This is a genomic window from Actinomadura sp. J1-007 (genome assembly GCF_009793335.1).
Classification (GTDB): Bacteria; Actinomycetota; Actinomycetes; order Streptosporangiales; family Streptosporangiaceae; genus Spirillospora; species Spirillospora yumaensis.
In genome coordinates, this window is sequence record NZ_WING01000002.1 from 216,410 (window position 1) to 237,893 (window position 21,484).

Annotated in this window: 20 protein-coding genes and 3 pseudogenes; 9 read left to right on the top strand and 14 right to left on the bottom strand. The window is 75.2% G+C overall.

The annotated features are described in order from the left end of the window. The first annotated feature begins 90 nt into the window (after positions 1-90). The gene (gene add / locus GEV43_RS34995) at positions 91-1,089 is read left to right on the top strand and encodes an adenosine deaminase (protein WP_160825082.1); all 999 of its coding nucleotides are present in this window, start codon (positions 91-93) and stop codon (positions 1,087-1,089) included. Here the strand turns inward: add and GEV43_RS35000 are convergent. Beyond that, on the bottom strand, positions 1,086-2,063 hold the full coding sequence (locus GEV43_RS35000) for an oxygenase MpaB family protein (RefSeq protein ID WP_160825083.1): 978 nt from the start codon (positions 2,061-2,063) through the stop codon (positions 1,086-1,088). The genes add and GEV43_RS35000 overlap by 4 nt on opposite strands. A 271-nt stretch (positions 2,064-2,334) precedes the next feature. Between GEV43_RS35000 and GEV43_RS35005 the strand changes: the two genes are divergently transcribed. Then, positions 2,335-3,342, top strand: a complete 1,008-nt coding sequence (locus GEV43_RS35005) for an MCE family protein (protein ID WP_160825084.1) — start codon at positions 2,335-2,337, stop codon at positions 3,340-3,342. Positions 3,343-3,427: 85 nt separating this feature from the next. On the opposite strand, the pseudogene GEV43_RS56575 reads toward GEV43_RS35005, so the two are convergent. Then, positions 3,428-3,786 (bottom strand): annotated as a pseudogene (locus GEV43_RS56575) (hypothetical protein). Between GEV43_RS56575 and GEV43_RS51935 the strand changes: the two are divergent. Next, the gene (locus tag GEV43_RS51935) at positions 3,710-4,111 is read left to right on the top strand and encodes a hypothetical protein (RefSeq protein WP_241684146.1); all 402 of its coding nucleotides are present in this window, start codon (positions 3,710-3,712) and stop codon (positions 4,109-4,111) included. The pseudogene GEV43_RS56575 and the gene GEV43_RS51935 overlap by 77 nt on opposite strands. On the opposite strand, the gene GEV43_RS51940 is transcribed toward GEV43_RS51935, so the two are convergent. The 6 genes and pseudogenes from GEV43_RS51940 to GEV43_RS35030 form a co-directional block, all read right to left on the bottom strand. Continuing rightward, the gene (locus GEV43_RS51940) at positions 4,008-4,616 is read right to left on the bottom strand and encodes a beta-ketoacyl synthase N-terminal-like domain-containing protein (RefSeq protein ID WP_241684147.1); all 609 of its coding nucleotides are present in this window, start codon (positions 4,614-4,616) and stop codon (positions 4,008-4,010) included. The genes GEV43_RS51935 and GEV43_RS51940 overlap by 104 nt on opposite strands. Before the next feature lie 189 nt (positions 4,617-4,805). Continuing rightward, positions 4,806-5,837, bottom strand: a pseudogene (locus GEV43_RS35015) (threonine aldolase family protein); the annotation flags it as partial. A 33-nt stretch (positions 5,838-5,870) separates the two neighbouring features. After that, positions 5,871-6,458 carry an SDR family oxidoreductase gene (locus GEV43_RS35020; RefSeq protein WP_309240097.1) on the bottom strand — a complete coding sequence of 196 codons (588 nt, stop codon included), beginning with the start codon at positions 6,456-6,458 and terminating at the stop codon, positions 5,871-5,873. Continuing rightward, positions 6,380-6,628, bottom strand: coding sequence for a hypothetical protein (locus GEV43_RS47065; RefSeq protein WP_164717251.1), 249 nt, complete (start codon positions 6,626-6,628; stop codon positions 6,380-6,382). Before GEV43_RS47065 ends, GEV43_RS35020 begins: the two co-directional genes overlap by 79 nt. Next, positions 6,615-7,529, bottom strand: a complete 915-nt coding sequence (locus GEV43_RS35025; RefSeq protein ID WP_160825086.1) for a hypothetical protein — start codon at positions 7,527-7,529, stop codon at positions 6,615-6,617. Before GEV43_RS35025 ends, GEV43_RS47065 begins: the two co-directional genes overlap by 14 nt. Positions 7,530-7,600: 71 nt before the next feature. Then, complete coding sequence (locus tag GEV43_RS35030) at positions 7,601-7,780, bottom strand: hypothetical protein (RefSeq protein WP_160825087.1); 180 nt, start codon at positions 7,778-7,780, stop codon at positions 7,601-7,603. A gap of 711 nt (positions 7,781-8,491) precedes the next feature. Here GEV43_RS35030 and GEV43_RS35035 point away from each other — a divergent pair. Continuing rightward, positions 8,492-9,874, top strand: a complete 1,383-nt coding sequence (locus tag GEV43_RS35035) for a helix-turn-helix domain-containing protein (RefSeq protein WP_160825088.1) — start codon at positions 8,492-8,494, stop codon at positions 9,872-9,874. A gap of 49 nt (positions 9,875-9,923) precedes the next feature. Here GEV43_RS35035 and GEV43_RS35040 read toward each other — a convergent pair whose 3' ends face one another. After that, a complete protein-coding gene (locus GEV43_RS35040) occupies positions 9,924-10,643 on the bottom strand; it encodes a histidine phosphatase family protein (protein WP_309240098.1) in 720 nt (239 codons plus the stop codon). Between the two features lie 80 nt (positions 10,644-10,723). On the opposite strand from GEV43_RS35040, the gene GEV43_RS35045 reads away from it, so the two are divergent. Continuing rightward, positions 10,724-11,014, top strand: coding sequence for a hypothetical protein (locus GEV43_RS35045; protein WP_241684148.1), 291 nt, complete (start codon positions 10,724-10,726; stop codon positions 11,012-11,014). Between the two features lie 781 nt (positions 11,015-11,795). Next, on the top strand, positions 11,796-12,209 hold the full coding sequence (locus tag GEV43_RS35050) for a hypothetical protein (RefSeq protein WP_160826008.1): 414 nt from the start codon (positions 11,796-11,798) through the stop codon (positions 12,207-12,209). Between the two features lie 89 nt (positions 12,210-12,298). Here GEV43_RS35050 and GEV43_RS35055 read toward each other — a convergent pair whose 3' ends face one another. Further along, positions 12,299-13,063 (bottom strand): nuclease-related domain-containing protein, encoded by a 765-nt coding sequence (locus GEV43_RS35055; protein WP_241684149.1) that lies wholly within the window; start codon positions 13,061-13,063, stop codon positions 12,299-12,301. 357 nt (positions 13,064-13,420) lie between these two features. Here GEV43_RS35055 and hrpB point away from each other — a divergent pair, with 357 nt between their 5' ends. Beyond that, entirely contained in the window at positions 13,421-16,030 is a 2,610-nt protein-coding gene (gene hrpB, locus GEV43_RS35060) for an ATP-dependent helicase HrpB (RefSeq protein ID WP_160825089.1), read from the top strand. Between the two features lie 12 nt (positions 16,031-16,042). Here hrpB and GEV43_RS35065 read toward each other — a convergent pair whose 3' ends face one another. Beyond that, the gene (locus tag GEV43_RS35065) at positions 16,043-16,801 is read right to left on the bottom strand and encodes a TetR/AcrR family transcriptional regulator (protein ID WP_160825090.1); all 759 of its coding nucleotides are present in this window, start codon (positions 16,799-16,801) and stop codon (positions 16,043-16,045) included. A gap of 95 nt (positions 16,802-16,896) precedes the next feature. Here GEV43_RS35065 and GEV43_RS35070 point away from each other — a divergent pair. Together GEV43_RS35070 and GEV43_RS35075 are read left to right on the top strand one after the other, a co-directional pair. Next, positions 16,897-17,829, top strand: a pseudogene (locus tag GEV43_RS35070) (ATP-binding cassette domain-containing protein); the annotation flags it as partial. A 223-nt stretch (positions 17,830-18,052) separates the two neighbouring features. Continuing rightward, the gene (locus GEV43_RS35075; protein WP_160825091.1) at positions 18,053-18,886 is read left to right on the top strand and encodes an ABC transporter permease; all 834 of its coding nucleotides are present in this window, start codon (positions 18,053-18,055) and stop codon (positions 18,884-18,886) included. 17 nt (positions 18,887-18,903) lie between these two features. Here GEV43_RS35075 and GEV43_RS35080 read toward each other — a convergent pair whose 3' ends face one another. From GEV43_RS35080 to GEV43_RS35090, 3 genes are all read right to left on the bottom strand, one after another. Beyond that, a complete protein-coding gene (locus tag GEV43_RS35080) occupies positions 18,904-19,626 on the bottom strand; it encodes a hypothetical protein (protein ID WP_309240099.1) in 723 nt (240 codons plus the stop codon). 301 nt (positions 19,627-19,927) lie between these two features. Further along, a complete protein-coding gene (locus GEV43_RS35085; RefSeq protein WP_160825092.1) occupies positions 19,928-20,425 on the bottom strand; it encodes an anti-sigma factor in 498 nt (165 codons plus the stop codon). Then, positions 20,422-20,910: a sigma-70 family RNA polymerase sigma factor gene (locus GEV43_RS35090; RefSeq protein WP_309240230.1), complete on the bottom strand. Its 489-nt coding sequence runs from the start codon at positions 20,908-20,910 to the stop codon at positions 20,422-20,424. The genes GEV43_RS35085 and GEV43_RS35090 overlap by 4 nt, the downstream gene beginning before the upstream one ends. Positions 20,911-21,484: the final 574 nt, after the last annotated feature.

Genomic DNA, 21,484 nt, shown 5'->3' on the forward strand with positions numbered 1-21,484 from the left:
CCGCCCGCCCGACCGCAAGGCACGCGGCGGGAGGTGGGACTCGGGAAATGCGATGGCGGGGGAGTGGTACGTATGACTAGCGTTGGGCGGATGGATCTCACGACCCTTCCGAAGGTGGAGTTGCACAGTCATCTCGACTGCTGCCTGAGCTACGGCGCCGTTCGCAGGATCGATCCGCGGATCACGCGCGAGCGGTACGCGCGCGACTTCGTCGGGCCCGAGCGGTGCCCGTCGCTGGCGGACTTCCTCGGCTACACGATGAACTACCGGGCGCTGTTGCAGAGCGAACGGGCGTTGCGGATCGCGGTGCAAGACGTCTTCGAGCAGATGTCCCGGGACGGCGTCGCGTACGTGGAGTTGCGGTTCGCGCCGCTGGTGCACGCCGCTGACAGTTCCATGTCGGGGGACGAGGTCGTGGCGTACGTGGCGGAGGAGACGGCCGCGCAGGCGGCGGCGACGGGGATCGACGCGCGGCTGATCCTCTGCACGCTGCGCGACTACGACACCGAGCGGAGTCTCGAAACGGCTCGCCTCGCCGTACGGCACGCAGGGTCGGGGCCCGTGGCGGGGCTCGACATCGCGGGGGACGAAATCGGTTTCCCTCTGGACGGGCATGTTCCCGCGTTTGCGCTGGCGCGGGAGGCAGGGCTCGGCGTGACGGTGCACGCGGGGGAGTCCGGTGGCCCGGAGAACGTGCGGGAGGCCCTCGACAAGACCGGCACCCGGCGCATCGGCCATGGCGTCCACAGCGTGGAAGACCGGGAATTGCTGGCACGGCTTGCGGAGGAGCGCGTCCACCTGGAGATCTGCCCCGCGAGCAACGTACAGACCAGCGCGGTGCCGTCTCTTGAGGAGCATCCGGTCGGACGGCTGCGCGAGGCGGGCGTTCCGGTGGGGATCAGCACCGACGCCCGCGCGGTCACGAACGTGCGGCTGACGCGGGAGTACGAGCGGCTGCGCGACGTTCTCGGCTGGACGCAGGCGGATTTCGCGCAGATGAACCTGGACGCGCTGGAAGCAGCGTTCGCCCCGGAGGACGTCAAGCGCCGGGTACGGGACGTCCTCGTCCACGCGTACGCGGAGGTCTAGGCGGCCGGGCGGTAGCGGTGGTCGCGGGTCTGGGAGCCGATGTAGCGGAGCATGCTGCGCAGGGCCCAGTGGTTGAGGCCGGTGGGGACCATGCGGTAGCCCTGCCGGTTCGTCAGGGCCAGGGCGGAGAAACGGGCCTGGTCCAACGGGCCCCAGGGGATGTCGAAGCGTTCCCGCACGATGGAGGGCATGCAGCCGAACGTGACGAGGCGGAGCGGGCGTTCGGCGACGATGCGGCCCGCCTTTTCTACGGCCCTGCCTCCCACGGGCATGAGCGTGACGGTGTCCGAGCCGTTCTTGGCGATGTCGAGGGCGCGCGCCGCGGCGGGCGTGAGTTCGAGGCGTTCCGCGCAGATGTGCCAGAACTTCGACTGGAACGCGGCGTAGTCCGGCGGAACGGGTCGCATGCTGACGCCGTAGCGCGAATACCAGGTGACGGTCTCGGCGTAGAGCTGGTCGTGCTCCTCAGCGCTGAGCGTTTCAGGGTGGAAAACCTCGACGGCCTTGAAGATTTCCCATGTGAACGTGGCGTGCGCCCACCAGAAGGTCTCGGGTTCGAGCGCGTGGTAGCGGCGTGCGCGTTCGTCGACGCCGCCGATGGCGCGGTGCAGGTCGCGGATGCCCCTGCCGCGCGCGTCGCCGTCGGGGGCGAGGATCGTCGCCCAGATCTGCGGTACGGAGCGGTGGATCCGGTCGAACGGGGAGTCGAAGAACGCCGAGTGCTCGGACACGCCCGCGCCGATCCCCGGGTGCAGGAGCTGCATCAGCCCGGCGGCGGCGCCCGGCAGCAGGGAGCGCATGTCGGACGCGTACTTCCACAGCAGGGAGCCGGGGCCGAGCGGCGCGGCCGCGTTCTTCCCGGCCGCCGGCGGCGCGGCGCCCCGCGTTCCGGCGGCCGTTCCGGTGGCCGTGCCGACGGGTGGGAGGGCGGGGGCGCGGCGGATGAACGCCGGGCGGGGGAACGGGGCGGGCATCGCACCTCCAGTGACCATCTGCTCATCAGCATGGAGCGAGATGAGACGTGAGTCAATATTTGTCGCACGTCAGATCGTCGTCCCGCAGGTCGGCGCGGTGCTTTGTGAGTCCGGTCACAGCCTGACGGGGCGACCTTCGTCACGTTCCGCATAGCCCGCGCCCCCGGCGAACGGGTGCAATGGCGGTCCCTCGGGCGGTGACCGGGCTCCGGGCGGGGTGGTCCGGTGGCCGCCCGCCGTTGCCCGCCGGGAGCCGACCATGAACCGCGCCATGAGCGATGAGCACCTCTCGCAACGCAGCCGGACGCTCCACGCCGCGTTCGGGATCGCCGTCATGGTGCTCGCCGCGGTGGTCGTGGCGGTCGCGTCGGCGCCGCCGGGCGGGCGCGCGCACCGCTTCCGCGCGACGTTCAGGACGGCGGGGCAGGGGCTGGACCCGGGCAGGTCGGACGTCAAGGTGCGCGGCGTCACGGTCGGCCGCGTCGAGTCGGCGCGGCTGCTCCCCGACGGGCGCGTCGCGGTCGGGATGCGGGTCGAACGCGGCGTCCGGGTCACGGCGGGCACGGTGGCGGCGATCGAGCCCGTGTCGGTGTTCGGGCCGAAGGACCTGACGCTGGAGCCCGGCCCGCCCGGCAGGGTGCTCCCGGACGGCGCGACGATCGCCCGCACGGTCGATCCGCGGGAGGCGACCGGCATCGCCGGGCCCGCGTACGAGCTGTCGCGCGCCGTCGCCCCGGAGGACGTCGAGACGCTTCTGCGCACGCTCGGGAGCGGCCTGGACGGGCAGGGCCCGGCGTTGCGCAGGACCGTGGTCAACGGTTCGGCGGTGCTGGACGCGTTCCACGCGCGCCGCGCCGAGCTCCGCGCGCTGGTGTCCGACCTGACCGGGCTGTCCGGTACGTTCGCCGGCCGCGGAGGGACGGTCACGGGGATCGCCGGGGACCTGAACCGGCTCGGTCCCGCCGTGCACGGGCGGCCCGACCGGCTGGGGCGCCTGCTGGACGAGACGGCCGGCCTCGCGGAACGGGTCGGCGGCACGCTGGCGCGGAAGGGCGGCGCCATCGGCGAGACGATCGACGGCCTCGGGCGGGTCGCGGAGGTGATGGGCCGCAGGCAGGGCGACATCCCCGTGCTGCTGAACGTTCTCGATCAGTTCTTCAGCGGGCTCGGAGGCGTCGTGCACGTGCCGGGGCCGGAGGGTTCGATCCTGGCCAGGGGCATCGGCATCATGTCGGTCGACCTGTGCGAGATCTTCGTCGACCTGTGCACCTGGCGTTGACGGACGGCGGGAGCCCCCGCCCGCCGCGGACGGACGGCGGGAGCCCCCGCCGCGGACGGCGGGCGGGGGCTCCGGGAACGACCGGTCAGAACGCGGGCTTGTAGACGGCGACGGCGCACGCGCTGCCGAGCCCGATGTTGTGCTGGAGGGCGACGCGGGCGCCCTCGACCTGGCGCCCGCCCGCCTTGCCGCGGAGCTGCCAGGTGAGCTCGGCGCACTGGGCGATGCCGGTGGCGCCGAGCGGGTGGCCCTTGGAGATGAGGCCGCCGGACGGGTTGACGACCCACTTGCCCCGTACGTGGTGGCCTGGTCGTCGACGAGCTTGTGGCCCTCGCCCACGTCCGCCATGCCGAGCGCCTCGTAGGTGATGAGCTCGTTGGCGCTGAAGCAGTCGTGCAGCTCGATGACGTCCACGTCGTCGATCGCGACCTGCGCCTCGTCCATCGCCTTGCGGGCCGCACGCTGCGAACAGCCGAACCCGACGACCTGGATGGACGAGTGGTCCTCGAAGCTGTCGGGGGTGTCGGTGGCGATGTGGTGCCCGGCGATCTCGACGGCCTGGTCGCCGAGGCCGTGCTCGTCGACGAAGCGCTCGCTGACGACGAGCGCGGCGGCGGCGCCGTCCGAGGTGGGGGAGCACTGGAGCTTGGTGAGCGGATCGAAGATCATCGTCGCGTTCCGGACGTCGTCCAGGGAGTACTCGTCCTGGAACTGCGCGTACGGGTTGTGCACCGAGTGCTTGTGGTTCTTCCACCCGATCCACGCGTAGTGGTCGGGGTCGAGCCGTACTTCTCCATGTGCTCGCGGCCCGCGTTGCCGAACATCTGCGGCATCGGCGCCTTGTCCATCTCCCACGGGCGGCCCTCGACCATGGAGTTGAGGTGGTGGTCGATGATGGTGACCTTCGACTTGCCGACGCCCGCGCCGAGCGAGCCCTTCTGCATCTTCTCCATGCCGAGCGCGAGCGCGCAGTCGGCCAGCCCGCCGCGCACGGCCTGCCGGGCGAGGAACAGCGCGCTGGAACCGGTCGCGCAGGCATTGGCGACCGTCATCACGGGGATGCCGGTCATGCCGGTCTCGTAGAGCGCGCGCTGGCCCATGGCCCCGTACATCGACCCCGCGTACGCCGCCTCCACCTTGCCGTAGGCGACGCCCGCGTCCTCCAGTGCCTTGCCGACGGCCTCCTTGGCCATGTCCGGGTACTCCCAGTCGCGGGAGCCCGGCTTCTCGAACTTGGTCATGCCCACGCCGACGACGAAGGTGCGGTTGGCCATCCGGCTCGCCTCCTGTTAAGCACCGAATCGAGTTCGGCACCACGATAGCCCGGCGACCAACTGAGCGCTCGCTTGGTATCCCGCCGAACACGACCGCACGGCGCGGGCGTGCGGCGCGGGCGTGCGGTGTGGGCGCACAGCGGGGCGTGCGGCGGGGGCGTGCGATGTGGCGGTCGGGCGGCGGGTGGCTCAGGTGGAGAGTTCTTCGGCGAGGGCGGCGGCGAACGCGTCGACGTCGGCCTCCGTGGTGTCGAACGAGCACACCCAGCGGACCTCGCCCGTCCGCTCGTCCCACGTGTAGAACGCGAACCGCTTGCGGAGCCGTTCGGCCACGTCCTTCGGGATGACCGCGAACACGGAGTTGGCCTGCACCGCGTACCGGATCTCCACGCCCGGCAGGTCGCGGACGGCGTCCGCCAGGCGGGCCGCCATCGCGTTGGCGTGCCGGGCGTTGCGCAGCCACAGGTCGCCGTCGAGGAGCGCGACGAGCTGCGCCGACAGGTACCGCATCTTGGACGCGAGCTGCATCGCCGCCTTGCGCAGGTAGACCATGCCGCGCACGGCGTCCGGCCGCAGGACGACGATCGCCTCGCCGAGCAGCAGGCCGTTCTTGGTGCCGCCGAACGACAGCACGTCCACACCGGCGTCGGTCGTGAACGCGCGCATCGGCAGGTCGAGCGTCGCCGCCGCGTTGGCGATCCGCGCGCCGTCCATGTGCAGCAGCATCCCGCGCTCGTGCGCGCACGCGGCGAGCGCCGCGATCTCCCCGGCGGTGTAGGCGGTGCCGAGCTCGGTGGTCTGGGTGATCGACACGACGGCCGGCTGGGCCTGCTGCGGGTTGCCGAAGCCGCGCGCGTACCGGTCGACCAGGTCCGGCGTCAGCTTCCCGTCCGGCGCGGGGACCGGGATCAGCTTGAGCCCGGCGACCTTCTCGGCGGCGCCGCCCTCGTCGTTGTTGATGTGCGCCGACTCGGGGCAGACCACCGCGCTCCAGCGCTCCGACATCGCCTGCAACGACACGACGTTGGCGCCCGTGCCGTTGAACACCGGGAACACCTCGGCGCGTTCCCCGAAATGGCCGCGGACCACCTCGCGCAGGCGCGCGGTGGCGGTGTCGCCGCCGTACGCGGGCTGGTGCCCGTCGTTCACCGCGGCCAGCGCGGCGAGGACGTCGGGGTGGACGCTCGCCTGGTTGTCGCTCGCGAATCCGCGCGCCGCCGGGGCGGCGGGGGCAGTCGCGGGGCCGGGGCGTGGTCAGGGGTGGGAGAGGTCAAGGCGTGTTCCGTTCAGCTCGCTGGCGGGGCGGTCCCAGAGGCCCGCGATGACCGTCGCGAGGTCGTCGACGTGCGTGAACCCGGGGAACGCGCCGTCCGGCTTCTCCTCACGCATCGCGTCCGTGAGCAGGGCTTTCACTACGAGGATGCTAGCCGCCGGCCCGGACGCCCCGGACGCCGAGCCCCCGCCCGCGCCGCCCTCGCCCGCGTTCCCGCTCGTCGCGTGGGCGAACGAGTCGGCCAGCGCGAGCGTCCACGCCTCGGAGGCGGCCTTCGCGGCGGCGTAGGCGGCCACGTTCTGCGTCGGGCGCTGGGCGGCGTGCTGCGACACGATCGCGACCCGTCCGGCGGGCGCCTTCCGCAGGTGGTCGTGGAAGGCGAGCGTGGTGTGCTGCAACGTGCGGATCAGCGCGCCGTGCAGGAACGCCCAGTCGGCGAGGTCGGTGTCGGCGAACGACCCGCCGCCCCGCCAGCCGCCCACGAGGTGGATCAGCCCGTCCACGCGCCCGTGCTCGGCGGCGACGCCGTCCGCCCAGGCCCGCGTCGCGTCGGCGTCCAGCAGGTCCACGGCGGCGGGGAGACGCGGTCTTCGTCCCACGTCCCCGGCGTGCGCGCCGCCGCGACGACGCGCGAGCCGTCCGCCGCCAGCCGCCGCACGGCCGCCCGCCCGGCCGGACCGCTCGCACCCGCCACCACGACCACGCGATCAGCGGCGTTGGAACCCTCAGTCATGCCCATGCCCCCATTGTCGTCCCGCCGGTCCCCCGCCCGCGAACCGTCCCCTCGAACGGTGCGCGGGACGTCCCGGCGGGCATCGTGGGGGACGGTCAGAGGCGGGGGTCGCCGCCGGAGCCGGTGCCGAACGAGGCGCCGTCGCCGGGACGTTCGCCGACCCGCTCGGGACGCGGCCCGCGACGCGTTCGACCGTGTGCTCCGCCGCGTGCTTGCCCGCGTGCCCCGGAACGCGGTCGGCGGCGTGCTCGGCGACGCGTTCGATGAGGTGGCCGCTCAGGCGTTCCTTGACGCTCTCGGTCGCGGCGCGACCATCGGTGCGGCCATCGGTGCGCTCCCCGGCGAGGTCCGTCGCCTCGGCGGCGTGCTCCGCGGGCCCCGGCGCGGGTACGGGCAGCGGGCGGTCCGTACGGGTCTCGACCCGGGAGCGCAGGGCGTCGATGTCGTCGCCGAGGCGCGCCATGGTGGCCTGGAGGTCGCGCCACAGGCCCGCCCGCTGCTCCATCTGGGCGAGCTTGCCGCGCAGGTCGGTGAACCGGCGGTCGAGGGTTTCGAGATGGCCGCGGTTGGCGGCGGTGTCCTTGCCCGTCCGGATCAGGCCGGTCGCGAGTCCCGCCAGGTCCCGTTCGTTGTCGTCCATCCGCTCGTCGATGCGCGGCAGGAGCCGGTCGTTGAGCTGGACGACCAGCGAGTCGAGCTCGGCGCGCACGGCGGCGAGGCCCGCGTCCTGGTCGGCGAGGGCCTCCTCCAGGCGCCGGATCCGCTCCTCGTGGGCGGGCGGTAGGCTGCGGAGCCCGGCCGTGCGTTCGAGGTCCCGTCCCAGTCTGGCGAGGTGGTCGAGCCCCCCGCGCAGATGGCGCTCCGCCTCCGCGGCGGCGCGGCGGACGAGACCCGAGATCACGGTCATGATGCTCCTCTACTTGGGGATCTTGACGCGGGGATTCCTCCTAAACTCTAGGCGAACCGGGCGGAAACGGTTCACGGTCGACGGGTGTCCTTCGGGTGAACGAGAGCGTCCCGGGCGACCCGGTGCGCACGGGGCGCGCGGGGGTGCGCGCACGAGCACAGGCCGTGCTGGACGATGAGCCGCGCGCGTTCGGTGGTGTAGTCCGCGCGGGTCTCCGCCGGACGCACGCGCCGGCAGGTCAGGCACAGCATGGTGAATCCCTCCCCTGGCCGCCGGGACGCCGGCGCGGCGGCCTCGACGCGCCGTCCCGTGTGCGTCCCCCCCGGACGCGCTCACGACGGCGGAACGCCGCAGGCCGCCGCGGCCGGATCCCGGCGGTGGCAGTACGTTAGGCGCCGCGACGTTGCACGCACGTTGCGACCGTCCGGTCACCCTGGGTGCGAACGCCGAGGCTGACCGGTTCCCGGGAACCGGTTGCGCCGTAAAGGGTTAGGGCCGATCCTCAAACCGATCAGAGATTCTCACTCCGAGGAAGAGACCGATGGCGGTGCAGGACTCGGCGGTACCCGTTCCACGCGCGTCCGAGGACCCCACAGACCCGATTCCGGAACCCCGCACAGCGCTCGCCGCGGCGCACGGCCCCCACGGAGCGGGCCCCGCGCCGTATGACGCGGACGGCCGGCGCCCGACCAGCCAGATTAACGGTCGTCCGGAAGCGCCACAGAATGAGCCGGTCGGCAGACAGGGCGGGAGACGGCCGGGGTCGCCCCGGGTGGGCCGATGATGGCGGCGCGCGGGACGTGGTGAACGGGTTCCCGCCCGTTCGGGCGAGCGGATGGCCCGGCGCGGGGCATGCGCGCCCCGGCGGGGCGGGGCCGCGTGCCGAGGACGGCGCTTCCGCGGCGCGCCCGCCGATCTCGGAATCGTGGCGGCGGTCGCGGGAGGCGGGCGTCGACACCGGCGTGCAGGCCGCGCCCCTGGTGTACGACCGCGACCGGGTCGCCGACGCGCGCGCGGCGCATCCGCTCGACCCGCACCTGCCGATGCTGCGGGACCTGCTGCGGCAGGTCGCGGACGAGGCCGACCACCTGATGGTGATCACCGACGAGGCCGGGCACGCGCTGTGGACGGACGGGCCGCCCACCGCGCGGCGGCAGGCCGAGCGCATCGGGCTGCTGGAGGGCTTCTGCTGGGCGGAGGGCTCGGTCGGCACGAACGGCATCGGCACGCCGCTGGCCACGGGACGCCCCGAGTACGTCTACGCGTCCGAGCACGTCGCGCACGTTCTGCACCGCTGGTCGTGCGCCGGGGCGCCGATCACCGACCCCGACACCGGGCGGGTGATCGGCTGCGTCGACGTCAGCGCGACCGTCGAGGCGCTGCATCCGGCGGCGGTCGCGCTCGTCGGCGCCGCCGCGCGGCTCGCCGAGTCGCGGCTCGAACTGGAGATGCGGCTGCGCGACGAGCGCCTGCGCGAGCGCTTCCTCCCGCACCTGCGCGCCCTGCGCGGCGCGCGCGGCGTCCTCGCCACCGCCACCGGCCGGATCCTGGCCGCCGAGCCGGACGGCTGGAACGGGCGGCGCGTCGCGGTGCCCGTCGCGGGCGGCGAGATCGCCCTCCCGGACGGGCGGCCCGCGATCGCCGAACCGCTCGGCGAGGTGTTCGTCCTGCGGCCGTCCGACGGCCCGGCCGCCCCCCGGCCCGTACGGACGGGGACGCCGGGCGCGCCGAACGTGGCGGGCGCGCCGGGCGGCGCGGGCGCGAGGCCGCTGCTGACCCTCACGCTCCTCGGGACCGAGCAGCCGTACGCCCTGCTCGACGGCAGGCGCATCCCGCTGACGCTCCGGCACGCCGAGATCCTCGCGCTGTTCGCGCTCAACCCGCGGGGCCTGAACGGCGACCGGCTCTCCCGCCACCTGTACGGGGACGAGGGCAGCCCGGTCACGGTCCGCGCGGAGATCCACCGGCTGCGCGGGCAGCTCGGCGACCTCGTCCGCGCCAAGCCGTACCGGCTGTCGTGCGCCGTCGACGCCGACTTCCTCACCGTGCGCCGGCTGCTGGACGAGGGCGACGCCGTGTCCGCGGCGCGGCTCTACGGCGGCGAGCTGCTGCCCCGTTCGGACGCGCCCGCGATCCGGGCCGAACGCGACGAGCTCGCCGTCCGCACCCGGCGGCACCTGCTCGACCGCGGCGGCGCCGGCGCGCTGTGGGCGTACGCGCAGACCGACCCGGGGCGCGCCGACCCGGAGGTGCTCGAACGGCTCCGCGCCGTGCTGCCCGCCGGGGACCCGCGGCTGGCCGCCGTCGCCTCCCGCAGCGCCCGCCTCCTCGACGGCGACGCCTAGCGGACGCCGGCCGTCCGCGCCCCCCGGCCCCGGCGCGCGCCCGGACGGGTCAGGAGGAGGCCGAGGCGTCGGGCACCGTGGTGGCCGGCGCCTCGTCCAGGTGGGAACGGTCGTTGTAGGTGACCGCGCGCATCGCACGGCCGTCGCCGCGCCAGCGGGAGAGGGACGCGTTGGCGACGGGCTCCTTCTCGATGGCGAGGACCTCCCGTTCCGACAGCTCCTCCACCAGGTAGCGGGACATCACGATGATCGCGTCGTGGGCCACGACGAGGACCCGGCCGCCGGGCTCCTCGGCCGCGAGGTCGCGGTAGAAGGCGCGCAGCCGCAGCGCGAGGTCGGTCCACGACTCGCCGCCGGGCGGCCGGTAGTAGAACTTGCCGACGCGCGCCAGGCGCGCGGCCTCGTCGGGGAAGCGGCGCCGGATGCCCACGTGCGTGAGGCCCTCGAAGGCGCCCTGGTCGCGGTCGCGCAGCCGCTCGTCCACGCGGGGCTCCAGCCCGCCGGACGCGGCGTACGGCGTCTGCGCCAGCGCGATGCGGGCGGTGTCGAGCGCCCGCAGGAACGGGGAGGACAGGACGGCGGTCGGGCGCTCGTCCTCGGGGAGGGCGGCGAGCCGCCGGCCGAGCGCCTCGGCCTGCCGCCGCCCCGTCTCCGACAGGGGGATGTCGGCGTCGCGTTCGGGATGCCCGTCTCCTCGGCGTCGGTGCCGCGGGTCGCGCCGAACGCGACGTTGCCGGTGCTCTCGCCGTGCCGGGCCAGGTTGAGCCACTGGAACGCGTTCACGCGGGCAATGATCCCATGCCGGGCAAGTCGAGCGATCCTCTACGACCGGTAGTACTCTCGGTTGCCGTGACGAACGCGCTGGCGAACGGGATCATCGTCGTGTCGCTGCTGGCCGCCCTCCACAGCCTGGTCACCGCCATGCGGGACCGCGCGATGGACCGGTGGCACCTCGGCGCGCTCGGCGTCATCGAGGTGCTGCTGGTCGTCCAGGCGGTGCTCGGGTTCGTCAAGCTCGCCGACGACCAGGGCCCCTCCGACAGCGCGACGTTCATCGGCTACCTGGTCGGCATCCTCCTGATCCCCGCCGCGGGCGCGGGCTGGGGAATGCTGGAGCGCTCGCGCTGGGCCCCGGCGTGATCGTCGTCGCCTGCCTCGCCGTCGCCGTGATGATCGTCAGGATGAACCAGATCTGGGACGGCGTCCCCGCCTGACCCGGCCCCCTCGCACCGCCCGCGGCTTCGCGAACGGCGCGGTTCTGGGCCGGCTCGTTCGGCGCCCGCAGCATTTGGCGAGTCCTTTACTTCCGAGAGGTAGTGGCTTGGGGGATGTGGCGGTGGGATCGGGGGGCGGGCCCTGTCCCGGGCTGGGACAGGGCCCCCATCTCAGCGGCGGCGGGCGTGACGGCGCCGCGTCGGCGGCGGGCCTTCCCGGCTGGGTCGGGGCCCGGAAGCGCGCTCATGGCGCGGGTGTAGCGTCACAGGTGCCGTCAGCGGCCGCGCGCGGACGTGACGCGATCGGCAGGTCTCTCCGGGACGCCCGAGCCCGATGCGCTCTGAACGCCCCCGGTCCTGGCCTGTTCACCTGCCGTCGCTGCCGTCGCTGGTGGCCTGGTACCGAACGTAGCGGCTCGACATGAATCAGACCTGGCAGGGAACCGTTGCCTGAATCCACCGACCCGACCGACCCGGCCGCTTCGACCGACCCGGCCGCCCCCACCGGCCCCGGCGATCCGACCACCCCGGCCGCGCCGGCCGCTGCGGGTGGTTCGCAGGAGAGTGCCGCCGGGGGCTCCGGTGATCGCGAGACCGGAGACCCCGGCGGCGTCCGCCCCAGCGGAGGTTCAGGGGAAGCCGGGCGGCCCCGGACGGCGGGCGGGGCCGGCCCGGCGGGTCGAGGGACCGGCAGCGGGCCGGGACGGCTGCTGGTCGCCGTCTACGCGGTCTTCGCGCTGGCGGCCGGGGCGCGGGCGGGGGTGCAGATCGCCACCCGGTTCTCGGACGCGCCCGTCGCCTACTCGCTGTCGGCGTTCGCCGCGGTCGTCTACGTGCTGGCCACCGTGGCGCTCGCGCTGGGCGGCCGGGCGTCGTGGCGCGTCGCCGTCGCCGCGTGCTCGGTGGAACTGGCGGGCGTGCTGGTCGTCGGGACGCTGAGCCTGGCCGACCCCGCCGCGTTCCCGGACGCGACCGTCTGGTCCGGGTACGGGCGGGGCTATGGGTTCGTGCCGCTGGTGCTGCCGGTCGTGGGCCTGTTCTGGCTCCGGCGCACCGCCCGTACGAGCGGCGGGGCCCGTACGGGCGGCGGCACTGAGGAGGGCGGCGCCCGCGCCGGCTGAGCCCTCCCAGCACGAGCGGCCCCCCGGCCAGAAGGGGTCCCCTCGCCACGGGACCCGCGCCGACACGCGGTCCCATGCTGCGGCGCCCGTCATGCGGACGTCATCGTCCGGCCGCCGATGGGCAGCGCGTGCACGGCGGCGCGCGCGACCGTCTCGACCTCCTCGGGCGACAGGACGGCCGAGGGGTTGCGGCGGATCCACCGCACCAGCTTGAACGGCGGCGCGAACGTGATGCCGTCCGCGCGGAACGGCGTCCTCCTCGGGAGTTTGCCGCCGTGGACCGCCAGCACGGGGATCACCTTCACCAGGACGCCGCCCTGGTCGGAGATCAGCCGCCCCGCGGTGCCCGCCGCGCCGGTGAGCCCGGCGACCAGCTTGGACTGGGTACGGCCGTCGATGAACAGCTTGCCGCCGTGGTGGGAGATCTCCGCCTCCGGATGCCACGCCTCGTTGTGGATCAGGTAGACGCCGCCCGGCCCCACCAGCAACTCGTCCGCCGGGCCGTGGCCGGGCACCGTGCGGGCGTGCAGGACGCGGTGGCCGCGCCGCTCCAGGGTCCAGCGCAGCAGCCGGTTCATCCGCTCCTCGCCGCGCAGGCCGCGCCGCCACACGCTGGCGGCGTTATAGCCGCGCCAATGGAAGTAGGTGTCGGCGGCCGCGACCAGAACGGCCATGACGACGCCGAAAACGGGGTTGACCAGTGCTCCGCACAACACGAGCGTCGCCAGCGTGAGAATGGCCCGCATGCGCAATCGGCCCTTGCGTCCGCGCTGCCACAGTTCCTCGTATACGGCCTGCGGCGTACCGCCGGTGAACGCCACCCGGTCCCTGAGGTAGATGGAGCTGCCGATCATCAACTGACCTCCTGCACCTGCGGCGACGTCACGTTCAAGTGAATACCTGACTTATTGCCGCGACGCACCCCCGGTGACGGAACACAGGCCGCAAAGCAAGCGGAAGTCGAGGTGGCATCGCTTAACGTGGGGTGTGGCGCAGCGCTTGCGGCGGGTCCTTGTTCGCAGCTAGAGAAGGTTCTCGCGGCCATTATGAAAAGCGCGGTGCAAGTATCACCGCAAGCATCTCCGTCCCTTTCGGGCCCGCATTTTCCCGGCCGGACGGCCGCGCCCCGCAATGGCGTCCCGGCGCCGGGGCGCGGCCACCGGAGACCGCCCGGGTGCCGGACGGGACGGGCGGCGCGCCAGACTGGAGCGATGCGCTCCACCGCCGCCGCGCTGCCCGTACGGCACGCCCTGCCCGCCCTCCACGCCGCCCTGGCGGAACGCGGCGCGGCGGTGCTCGCCGCCCCGCCCGGCACCGGCAAGACCACCCTCGTCCCGCTCGCCCTGGCGGGCCTCCTCCCGCCGCGCGGCCACACGGCCGCGGACCCGGACGGGCCGGTGAACGGCCGCGCGGACCGGGGCCCGGACGGGTCGGGGGACGGCGGGAAGGTGCTCGTGCTGGAGCCGCGCAGGCTCGCCGCCCGCGCCGCCGCACGCCGGATGGCCTGGCTGCTCGGCGAACGCGTCGGAGCGCGGGTCGGCCTCACGGTGCGCGGGGAGCACCGGCCCGGCTCGCGGGTCGAGGTGGTCACGACCGGCGTCGTCCTCCAGCGCCTCCAGAACGATCCCGAGCTCGCCGACGTCGGCACCGTGATCCTGGACGAGTGCCACGAGCGGCACCTCGACGCCGACACCGCCCTCGCGTTCCTGCTGGACGTCCGCGAGACCCTGCGGCCCGGCCTGCGGCTGGTGGCCGCGTCCGCCACCGCCGACACCGGGCCGTGGGCGCGGCTGCTCGGCGGGCCGGACGCGCGTCCCGCGCCGGTCGTGGAGACGGACGCGGCGCTGCATCCGGTCCAGGCCGTCTGGGCGCCGCCCGAACGGCCCGTCGCGCCGCCGCACGGGACGCGCGTGGACCCGGCGCTGCTCGCGCACGTCGCCGCGACCGTCCGCCGCGCGCTCGCGGAGCACGCGGGGCCGGGGCCGAACGACGTGCTGTGCTTCCTGCCCGGCGTCGGCGAGATCGCCCGGGTGGCGGGGATGCTCGGCGGCGTCCCGGCGGACGTCCTCCAGGTGCACGGGCGGGCGCCCGCCGCCGTCCAGGACGCGGTGCTCGCCCCGGGGGAGCGGCGCCGCGTCGTGCTCGCGACGTCGGTCGCCGAGTCGAGCCTGACCGTTCCCGGCGTGCGGATCGTCGTCGACTCCGGGCTCGCCCGCGAACCGCGCACCGACCACGCGCGCGGGCTCGGCGCGCTGACCACCGTGCGGGCCTCCCGGGCGGCGGCCGAGCAGCGCGCCGGACGGGCCGGACGCGAGGCGCCCGGCGTCGTCTACCGCTGCTGGAGCGAGGCCGAGCACCAGCGGCTGCCGCCCCGTCCGCGCCCCGAGATCGAGCTCGCCGACCTCACCGGCTTCGCCCTCCAGGCGGCCTGCTGGGGCGACCCGGACGCGGCGAGGCTCGCGCTGCCCGACAAGCCGCCCGCCGCCGCGATGGACGCCGCGCGGTCCACGCTGCTGGCGCTCGGCGCGCTGTCGCCGGGCGGCAGGGTGACCGGGCGCGGCCGGCGCCTCGCGCGCGTCGGCGTCCACCCCCGCCTGGCGCGCGCCCTGCTCGACGGCTCCGCCGAGGTCGGCGCCCGTACGGCCGCGCAGGTCGTCGCGCTGCTCTCCGAGCCGCCGCCGCGCGCCGCGGGCGACGACCTGACCGCCGCGTGGCGTTCGCTGCGGCGGAACGGCCCGCCCGCCGACGCCCACGCCGCCCGCTGGCGCGACGAGGCCCGCCGTCTGGAGAGCGCCCTGTCCGCCGTGGCCCACTCCTCGAAACCCGCCGCCGAGCCCGGCGCAGGGGCGTCCGACGACGCGCGGGCGGGCACCGTGGTCGCGCTCGCCTTCCCCGAACGCGTCGCGCGCGCCCGCGCGGGCAGCGGGTACCTGATGGCGTCCGGGACGGGGGCGGTGCTCGCGGACGGTTCCGCGCTCGCCGCCGCGCGTCCCGAATGGCTCGCCGTCGCCTCCGCCGACCGTCCCGCCGGGGCCGCGTCGGCGCGGATCCGCCAGGCCGTCGTCATCGGCGAGGACGTCGCGCGGCTCGCCGCCGCGCCCCTCCTCGCGCGCACCGAGGAGGTCGCCTGGCGCAACGGGGACGTCGCCGCCCGGCAGGTCGAGACGCTCGGGGCCATCGAGCTGAACGAGCGCCCGCTGCCCGCGGCCGACCCGTCGCTCGTCCGCGCCGCGCTCCGCGACGGGCTGCGCGCCGAAGGGCTCGGCCTGCTCACCTGGACCCGGGCCGCCACCGCCCTCCGCGAACGGCTCGCGTTCTGCCGCGACGCGCTCGGCGACCCCTGGCCCGCCGTGGACGACGGCGCGCTCCTCGACCACGTGCCCGCTTGGCTGGACGCGGCGGGCGCGCGGCGCCGCGCCGACCTGCGCCGCGTGGACGTGGCCGCCGCCCTCCGCGGCCTGCTCCCCTGGGAGTGCGCGGCGAGACTGGACGAGATGGCGCCCGAACGGGTCGAGGTGCCGTCCGGATCGAAGGTCCGCGTCGACTACTCCGGCGACCGCCCCGTCCTCGCCGTCAAGCTCCAGGAACTCTTCGGCTGGGACGCCGCACCGCGCCTCGCGGGCGGGCGCGTGCCGCTCGTGGTGCACCTGCTGTCTCCGGCCGGGCGTCCCGCCGCCGTCACCGCCGACCTCGCCTCGTTCTGGCGCGAGGGCTACCGCGCCGTACGCGCCGACCTGCGCGGCCGCTACCCCCGCCACCCCTGGCCCGAGGACCCCGCGCGATCGCCGGCCACCCGCCGCCTCAACCCCCGCCGCCCCTGACCGGGGGAGGGGTCAGCGGGACGCGATGAGGGCCTCGATGCCGTCCAGCACGCGCTGGAGGCCGAACTCGAAGGCGTGCTCGGGCCCCACGGCGCCGCCGTACTGCTGCCCGGCGGCCGTGCCGACGCGGGAGCCCACGGGGTACCGGGCGATGTCGACGAGCTTCTCCAGCAGCGGGCCCGTCGCCTCCCACCACTGCGCGTCGGTGACGCCCGTGCGGCGCTCGGCCTGGGCGGCGTCGACCGAGACGCGCGCCGAGCTCTCCGCGAACCCGTTGACCAGGGCGATCACCGAGTCCATCTCCACGTCGGTGAGGCCGAGGCCGTCCACGGCGCGCAGCTCGTACTCGTACTTGTCGAGCAGGTTGGGGCCCATCGGCGGACGGGCGACGGCGACCTGGAGCATCCAGGGGTGGGCGTGCAGGAGCCGCCAGTTCTCGCGGGCGATGTGCTCCAGCCGGGGCCGCCAGCCGCCCCGGACGTCGTCGGGCGGGGTGAGCTCCCCGGCGACGCGGTCCAGCATCACGTCGATCAGCTCGGCCTTGCCCGGCACGTACGTGTAGATCGACATCGGGGCCACGCCGAGTTCCTCGGCGATGCGGCGCATCGACAGCGCGTCCAGCCCCTCGGCGTCGGCGACGGCGATCGCCGTGCGGACGACGTCCTCGACGGCCAGCCGCGGCTTCGGCCCGCGCCGCGGCCGCTCCCGGACGCCCCACAGCAGCTCCAGGCTGCGCCTCGGGTCGCCGCTCCCGCTGTACTCCGTGGTCACCGGCCCACCGTACCGTCCCGGGAATGAAACTCTGTACGGCGTACGTTATAGTGCCCGACGGTTACTCCGTACGACGTACAGAATTTGGAGGACGGATGGGCGCACGACGGCACGCGATCACCGCGGAGGGGCTGCGCAAGCGGTACGGCGGCACCGAGGCGCTGAAGGGGATCGACCTCGCCGTACCCGCGGGCACCGTGCACGGCCTGCTCGGCCCGAACGGCGCGGGCAAGACGACGGTCGTCCGGATCCTGACCACGCTCGTCCGCCCGGACGGCGGGCGCGCCGAGGTCGCCGGGCACGACGTGGTGCGGGACGCGGCGCGGGCGCGGACCAGGTTCGGCCTCGTCGGCCAGCACGCCGCCGTGGACGAGGTGCTCAGCGGCGCGCAGAACCTGGTGATGTTCGGGCGGCTCTACCACCTCGGCGCGCGGGCGGCGCGGCGCCGGGCGGACGAGCTGCTCGAACGGTTCGGCCTCGCGGACGCCGCGGGACGTCCCGCCGGGACGTACTCGGGCGGGATGCGGCGGCGGCTCGACCTCGCCGCGAGCATGATCCTCTCTCCGCCGGTGCTGTTCCTGGACGAGCCGACGACCGGCCTGGACCCGCGGTCCCGCGCCGAGGTGTGGGACGCCGTCCGCGCCCTGGTCGCGGACGGCACGACGGTCCTGCTCACCACGCAGTACCTGGAGGAGGCCGACCGGCTCGCCGCGGGCGTCTCGGTCGTCGACCACGGCCGGGTCGTCGCGCGCGGCACCCCGGACGAGCTGAAGTCCGGCGTCGGCGGCGACCGCCTCGACCTCGTCCTGCGCGACCCGGCCGGGCTCGCCGAGGCGGCGCGGATCGTCGCCCGCCTCACCGGCGCCGAACCCGACGTCGACGCGGCCGCGCTGCGCGTCGGCGCGCCCGTCGCGGGCCGCGCCGCGGCCCTGACCGGAGCCGTACGGGCCCTGGACGAGGCGGGCGTCGCCGTCGCCGACATCGGCGTCCGCCGCCCCACCCTCGACGAGGTCTTCCTCCGCCTCACCGCCCGACCCCCTCCGCCTCCGGCGAGGGCGGCGGCGGCGACCCCGGCGACGGCGACCGCGACGACCCACCCGAGCGGCCCGAGCGGCCCGACCCGTCCGACCCGTCCGCCCTGCCCGACTCGGACGGGCGGACGAACGGGACCGGCGTCATCGACGCGACGCGACCCGGTAGCCAGGACGTCCCGTCCGGCGAGGGCCGGCAGACGGACGGGAGGGTGCGCGCATGAGCGGAACGATCGCCGTACCGGAGGCGCCGCGCACGGCGGCGGGAAGGCTGCGCTGGGCCGTCGCGGACGGATGGACGCTGACCGTCCGGGCGCTCGCGCACTGGGCGCGCCGGCCGGGCCAGGTCGTCGCCGGGCTGCTGTTCCCGGTGATGGTCGTGCTGATGATGGGCTACCTGTTCGGCGGCCAGATGGACGTGCCGGGCGGGGGCGACTATCGGGAGTTCATCATGCCCGGGATGTTCGCGATGACCATGGTGTTCGGGGTGGAGAACACGTTCGTCGCCATCGCGGCGGACGCCTCGCGGGGCGTGGCCGACCGGTTCCGGGCGATGCCGATGGCCCCGTCCGCCGTGGTCGCCGGGCGCGGCGCGGCGGACATGCTGCACTCGGTCGCCGCGCTCGCCGTGATGATCGCGTGCGGGCTGGCGGTCGGGTGGCGCTGGCACGACGGCGCGGGGCGGGCGCTCGCTGCGTTCGGGCTGCTGCTCCTCCTGCGGTTCGCGCTGCTGTGGATGGGCGTCTACCTCGGCCTCGCCGCCAAGGGGCCCGAGTCGGTGACGGCCGTTCAGGTGCTGGTGTGGCCGGTCGGGTTCCTGTCCAGCGCCATGGTCGCGCCCAGCACGATGCCCGGCTGGCTCGGCGCGGTCGCCGAGTGGAACCCGATGTCGGCCACCGTCACCGCCTGCCGGACCCTGTTCGGCCGACCGGAGGCCGCCGGCGACTCCTGGGCGGCGCAGCACGCCGTCCTGATGGCGGTGGTCTGGCCGCTGCTGATCGCGGCGGTCTTCTTCCCGCTGGCCGTACGCCACCACCGCGGGCGGGGCCGCTGACCCCGATTTCGCTCGGGCTAGGGGCTGGGGAGCAGCTGGGCTCGGTGGCGCGCCAGCGGTAGTGCCGGATAGCAGTCCTCGGGGAACGATTCCGTGGCGTTCAGCGCGGCGCGGAGTCGTTCCCCGACGGCCGCCGGGTCGTAGGGCTGGACGACGCACAGTTCCGCCTGCATCGCCTGCCGCGCCGCCGTCATCAGGGCCGGAACGTCACCGACGATGACGACCTCCTGGGGCGCGTCGCCGTACGACAGCCGTACGGCCAAGGCGTGCATCCCGGCCGTCCCGGCGTCCTCGTAACGGAACTCGCACACCAGCCGGTCGCCGTCCAGTGGCCCCTCCTGGATCAGCCAGACCTGCCCTGGGACGACCTTGCCGACGGAGCCGATCCACGGGGGTTCGGGGAGGCCGCGCATGGAGTCGGCCGCCCGTCCCGCTATGGGCCGCGCCCGTTCCGGCCCGATCTCCGCCAGGACGCGCAGGAACGCCCGCGTGCCCGGCGTCCCGGCGGCGCGCAGGCAGGTCACCAGGTCGCCCAGCGCGGCGCGCCGTCCCTCGGCGTGCGGGGCGGCGGCCTCCAGCGCGCCCGCCTGCGCCGATGCCCACACCTCCGCCTGCAACGGGCCGGGCAGGCCGGGCAGCCCCTCCGCCTCGCGGACGTACGCCTCGTACACCTCGCGCAGGGCGGGGAGCATCAGGCGGGGCGCGCCCGAAGGCCCCGCGGAACGTCGAGTAGCAGTCACCACCTCAGGCTATGACCACCGGGGACCCGCCCCGGCGTCCGCCCCCGGCCCGCGCTGTGGCGGGCCCGTGCGGCCTCCGTCACGCCGGGACGGTGAGCAGCGTCCGGTCGTCGCCGAGCGTGCGCACCTCGAACCTCGCGATGTCCCCAGGCGCGACGGCCGTGCCGCCCTGGAGGGCCAGCGGCGCGGGGAGCCCGGCTGCCCGTACCCCTTGGCGGGTACGGACCAGCCCGCGACCGTGTGCCCGCGCCCCGGCGGTCGATCGCGACCAGCTCGCACTCCAGCGGGCCGCGTACCTTGCTCAGGCGCAGGCCGACGCGGCTTCCCCAGCCCTTGCCCTCCATGGCGACCGTTCCGGTGACGCCCGTGCCGGGATCGGACGCGGCCACGCTGCGCCCGTTCCGGAAGAGCGCCTCCAGCTCCGCGCCCGCCACCGGCGGCGGGGTCTCGCGGCGGTCCGCGCCCAGGGCGAACCCCGTGCCCGCCGCGCCGCCCAGCAGAACGGCCGCGGCGGCCGCCGCGGCGAGGACCCGCGCCCTGCGGCGTCCCCGCCCCCGCGCGCACGGCGGCGCGGCAGGTCGGACACGACGGCCGGGCCGGGCGCGGGGGACGGCGCGTCCGCCGGTCCGTCGATCGGCGCCATCCCGCCGAGCGTCGCGGCCACCCCGCGCAGCACCGCCAGTTCCTCGTGGCACGGCGGGCAGGACGGCAGGTGCGCCTCGAACGCGCGGCGGTCCGGCACCTCCAGCAGCCCGAGCGCGTACGCGGCGACGTCGACGTGCAGCAGGTCCGCGCTCATGGCGTCACACCCCTCTCCTCCAGGGCGGCGCGCAGCGCCCGGAGCGCGTAGTAGACCCGGGACTTGACGGTGCCCACGGGGATGCCGAGGGACCTGGCGGCCTCGTTGACCGACCGGTCCCGGAAGAAGGTCTCGTCCAGGATCTCGCGGTGCGCGGCGGACAGCGCGAGGAGCGCTTCGGAGACGACGACCGAGCGCAGGAGGTCCTCCAGCCCGTCGGGGGCGCGCAGGTTCTCCAGCGGGCCCTCGCCCGCCTCCTGCGGCCGCGCGTTCTTGCGGCGCTGGTCGTCGATGACGATCCGGCGCGCGACGGTGGCGAGCCACGGCAGCAGCGACGCGGCGTTCGCGTCGAGCTGGTGGGCGCTGCGCCAGGCGCGGATCATCGTCTCCTGCACCACGTCCTCCGCCCAGTGCCGGTCGCCGCCGGTCAGGCGCAGCACGAACGACAGCAGCGGGCGGCCGTACACGCGGTACAGCTCCGTCACGATCGCCTGGTCGTCCACGGGGCCCGCCGGATGCGGGCCGCGGAACCAGCTCCACGGCCCGGCGGACGGTCGCGCCTGCGCGCGCGGGGCCGGTACGGCGGGGGATCTGTGGGCCATCGGATTCTCCGGCGGGAGGGGGCGGGCGGTGATCCGGACGAGAGCGCCGAACGGCTGCGTTCCGCGCCGCGGACGTGCTCGGCGGTGCGGATGGTGGGCCGTGGTGCGGACGGTGGGCCGTGGTGCGGACGCGGGGTGCCGGGCGGTCGGGAGGCAGTACGTGCGGGTGGCGGGCGCGGTTCAACGCGGGTGCGGTTCAACGCGGCCCCCCGGCCAACCAAGCGGGCCCTGATCGAGAGCGGATGGAGAGCGGCTGGGGCGGGGCGCCGGACACGGGCCCTTACCGGTTCGCCACTATCGCCTTACCGTCAGGTGCGGCCCGGGGCGGCGGCACGTCCAACGGGGCGAGCGACCGCGTCACACAGCGACGGAGGAGGCGCACCCGGGTCGGCACGGTGGTCCTTCACCAGGCAACACTCTCTCCACTGTGGAGCGGATGGGGGCAACGGGCCCCACT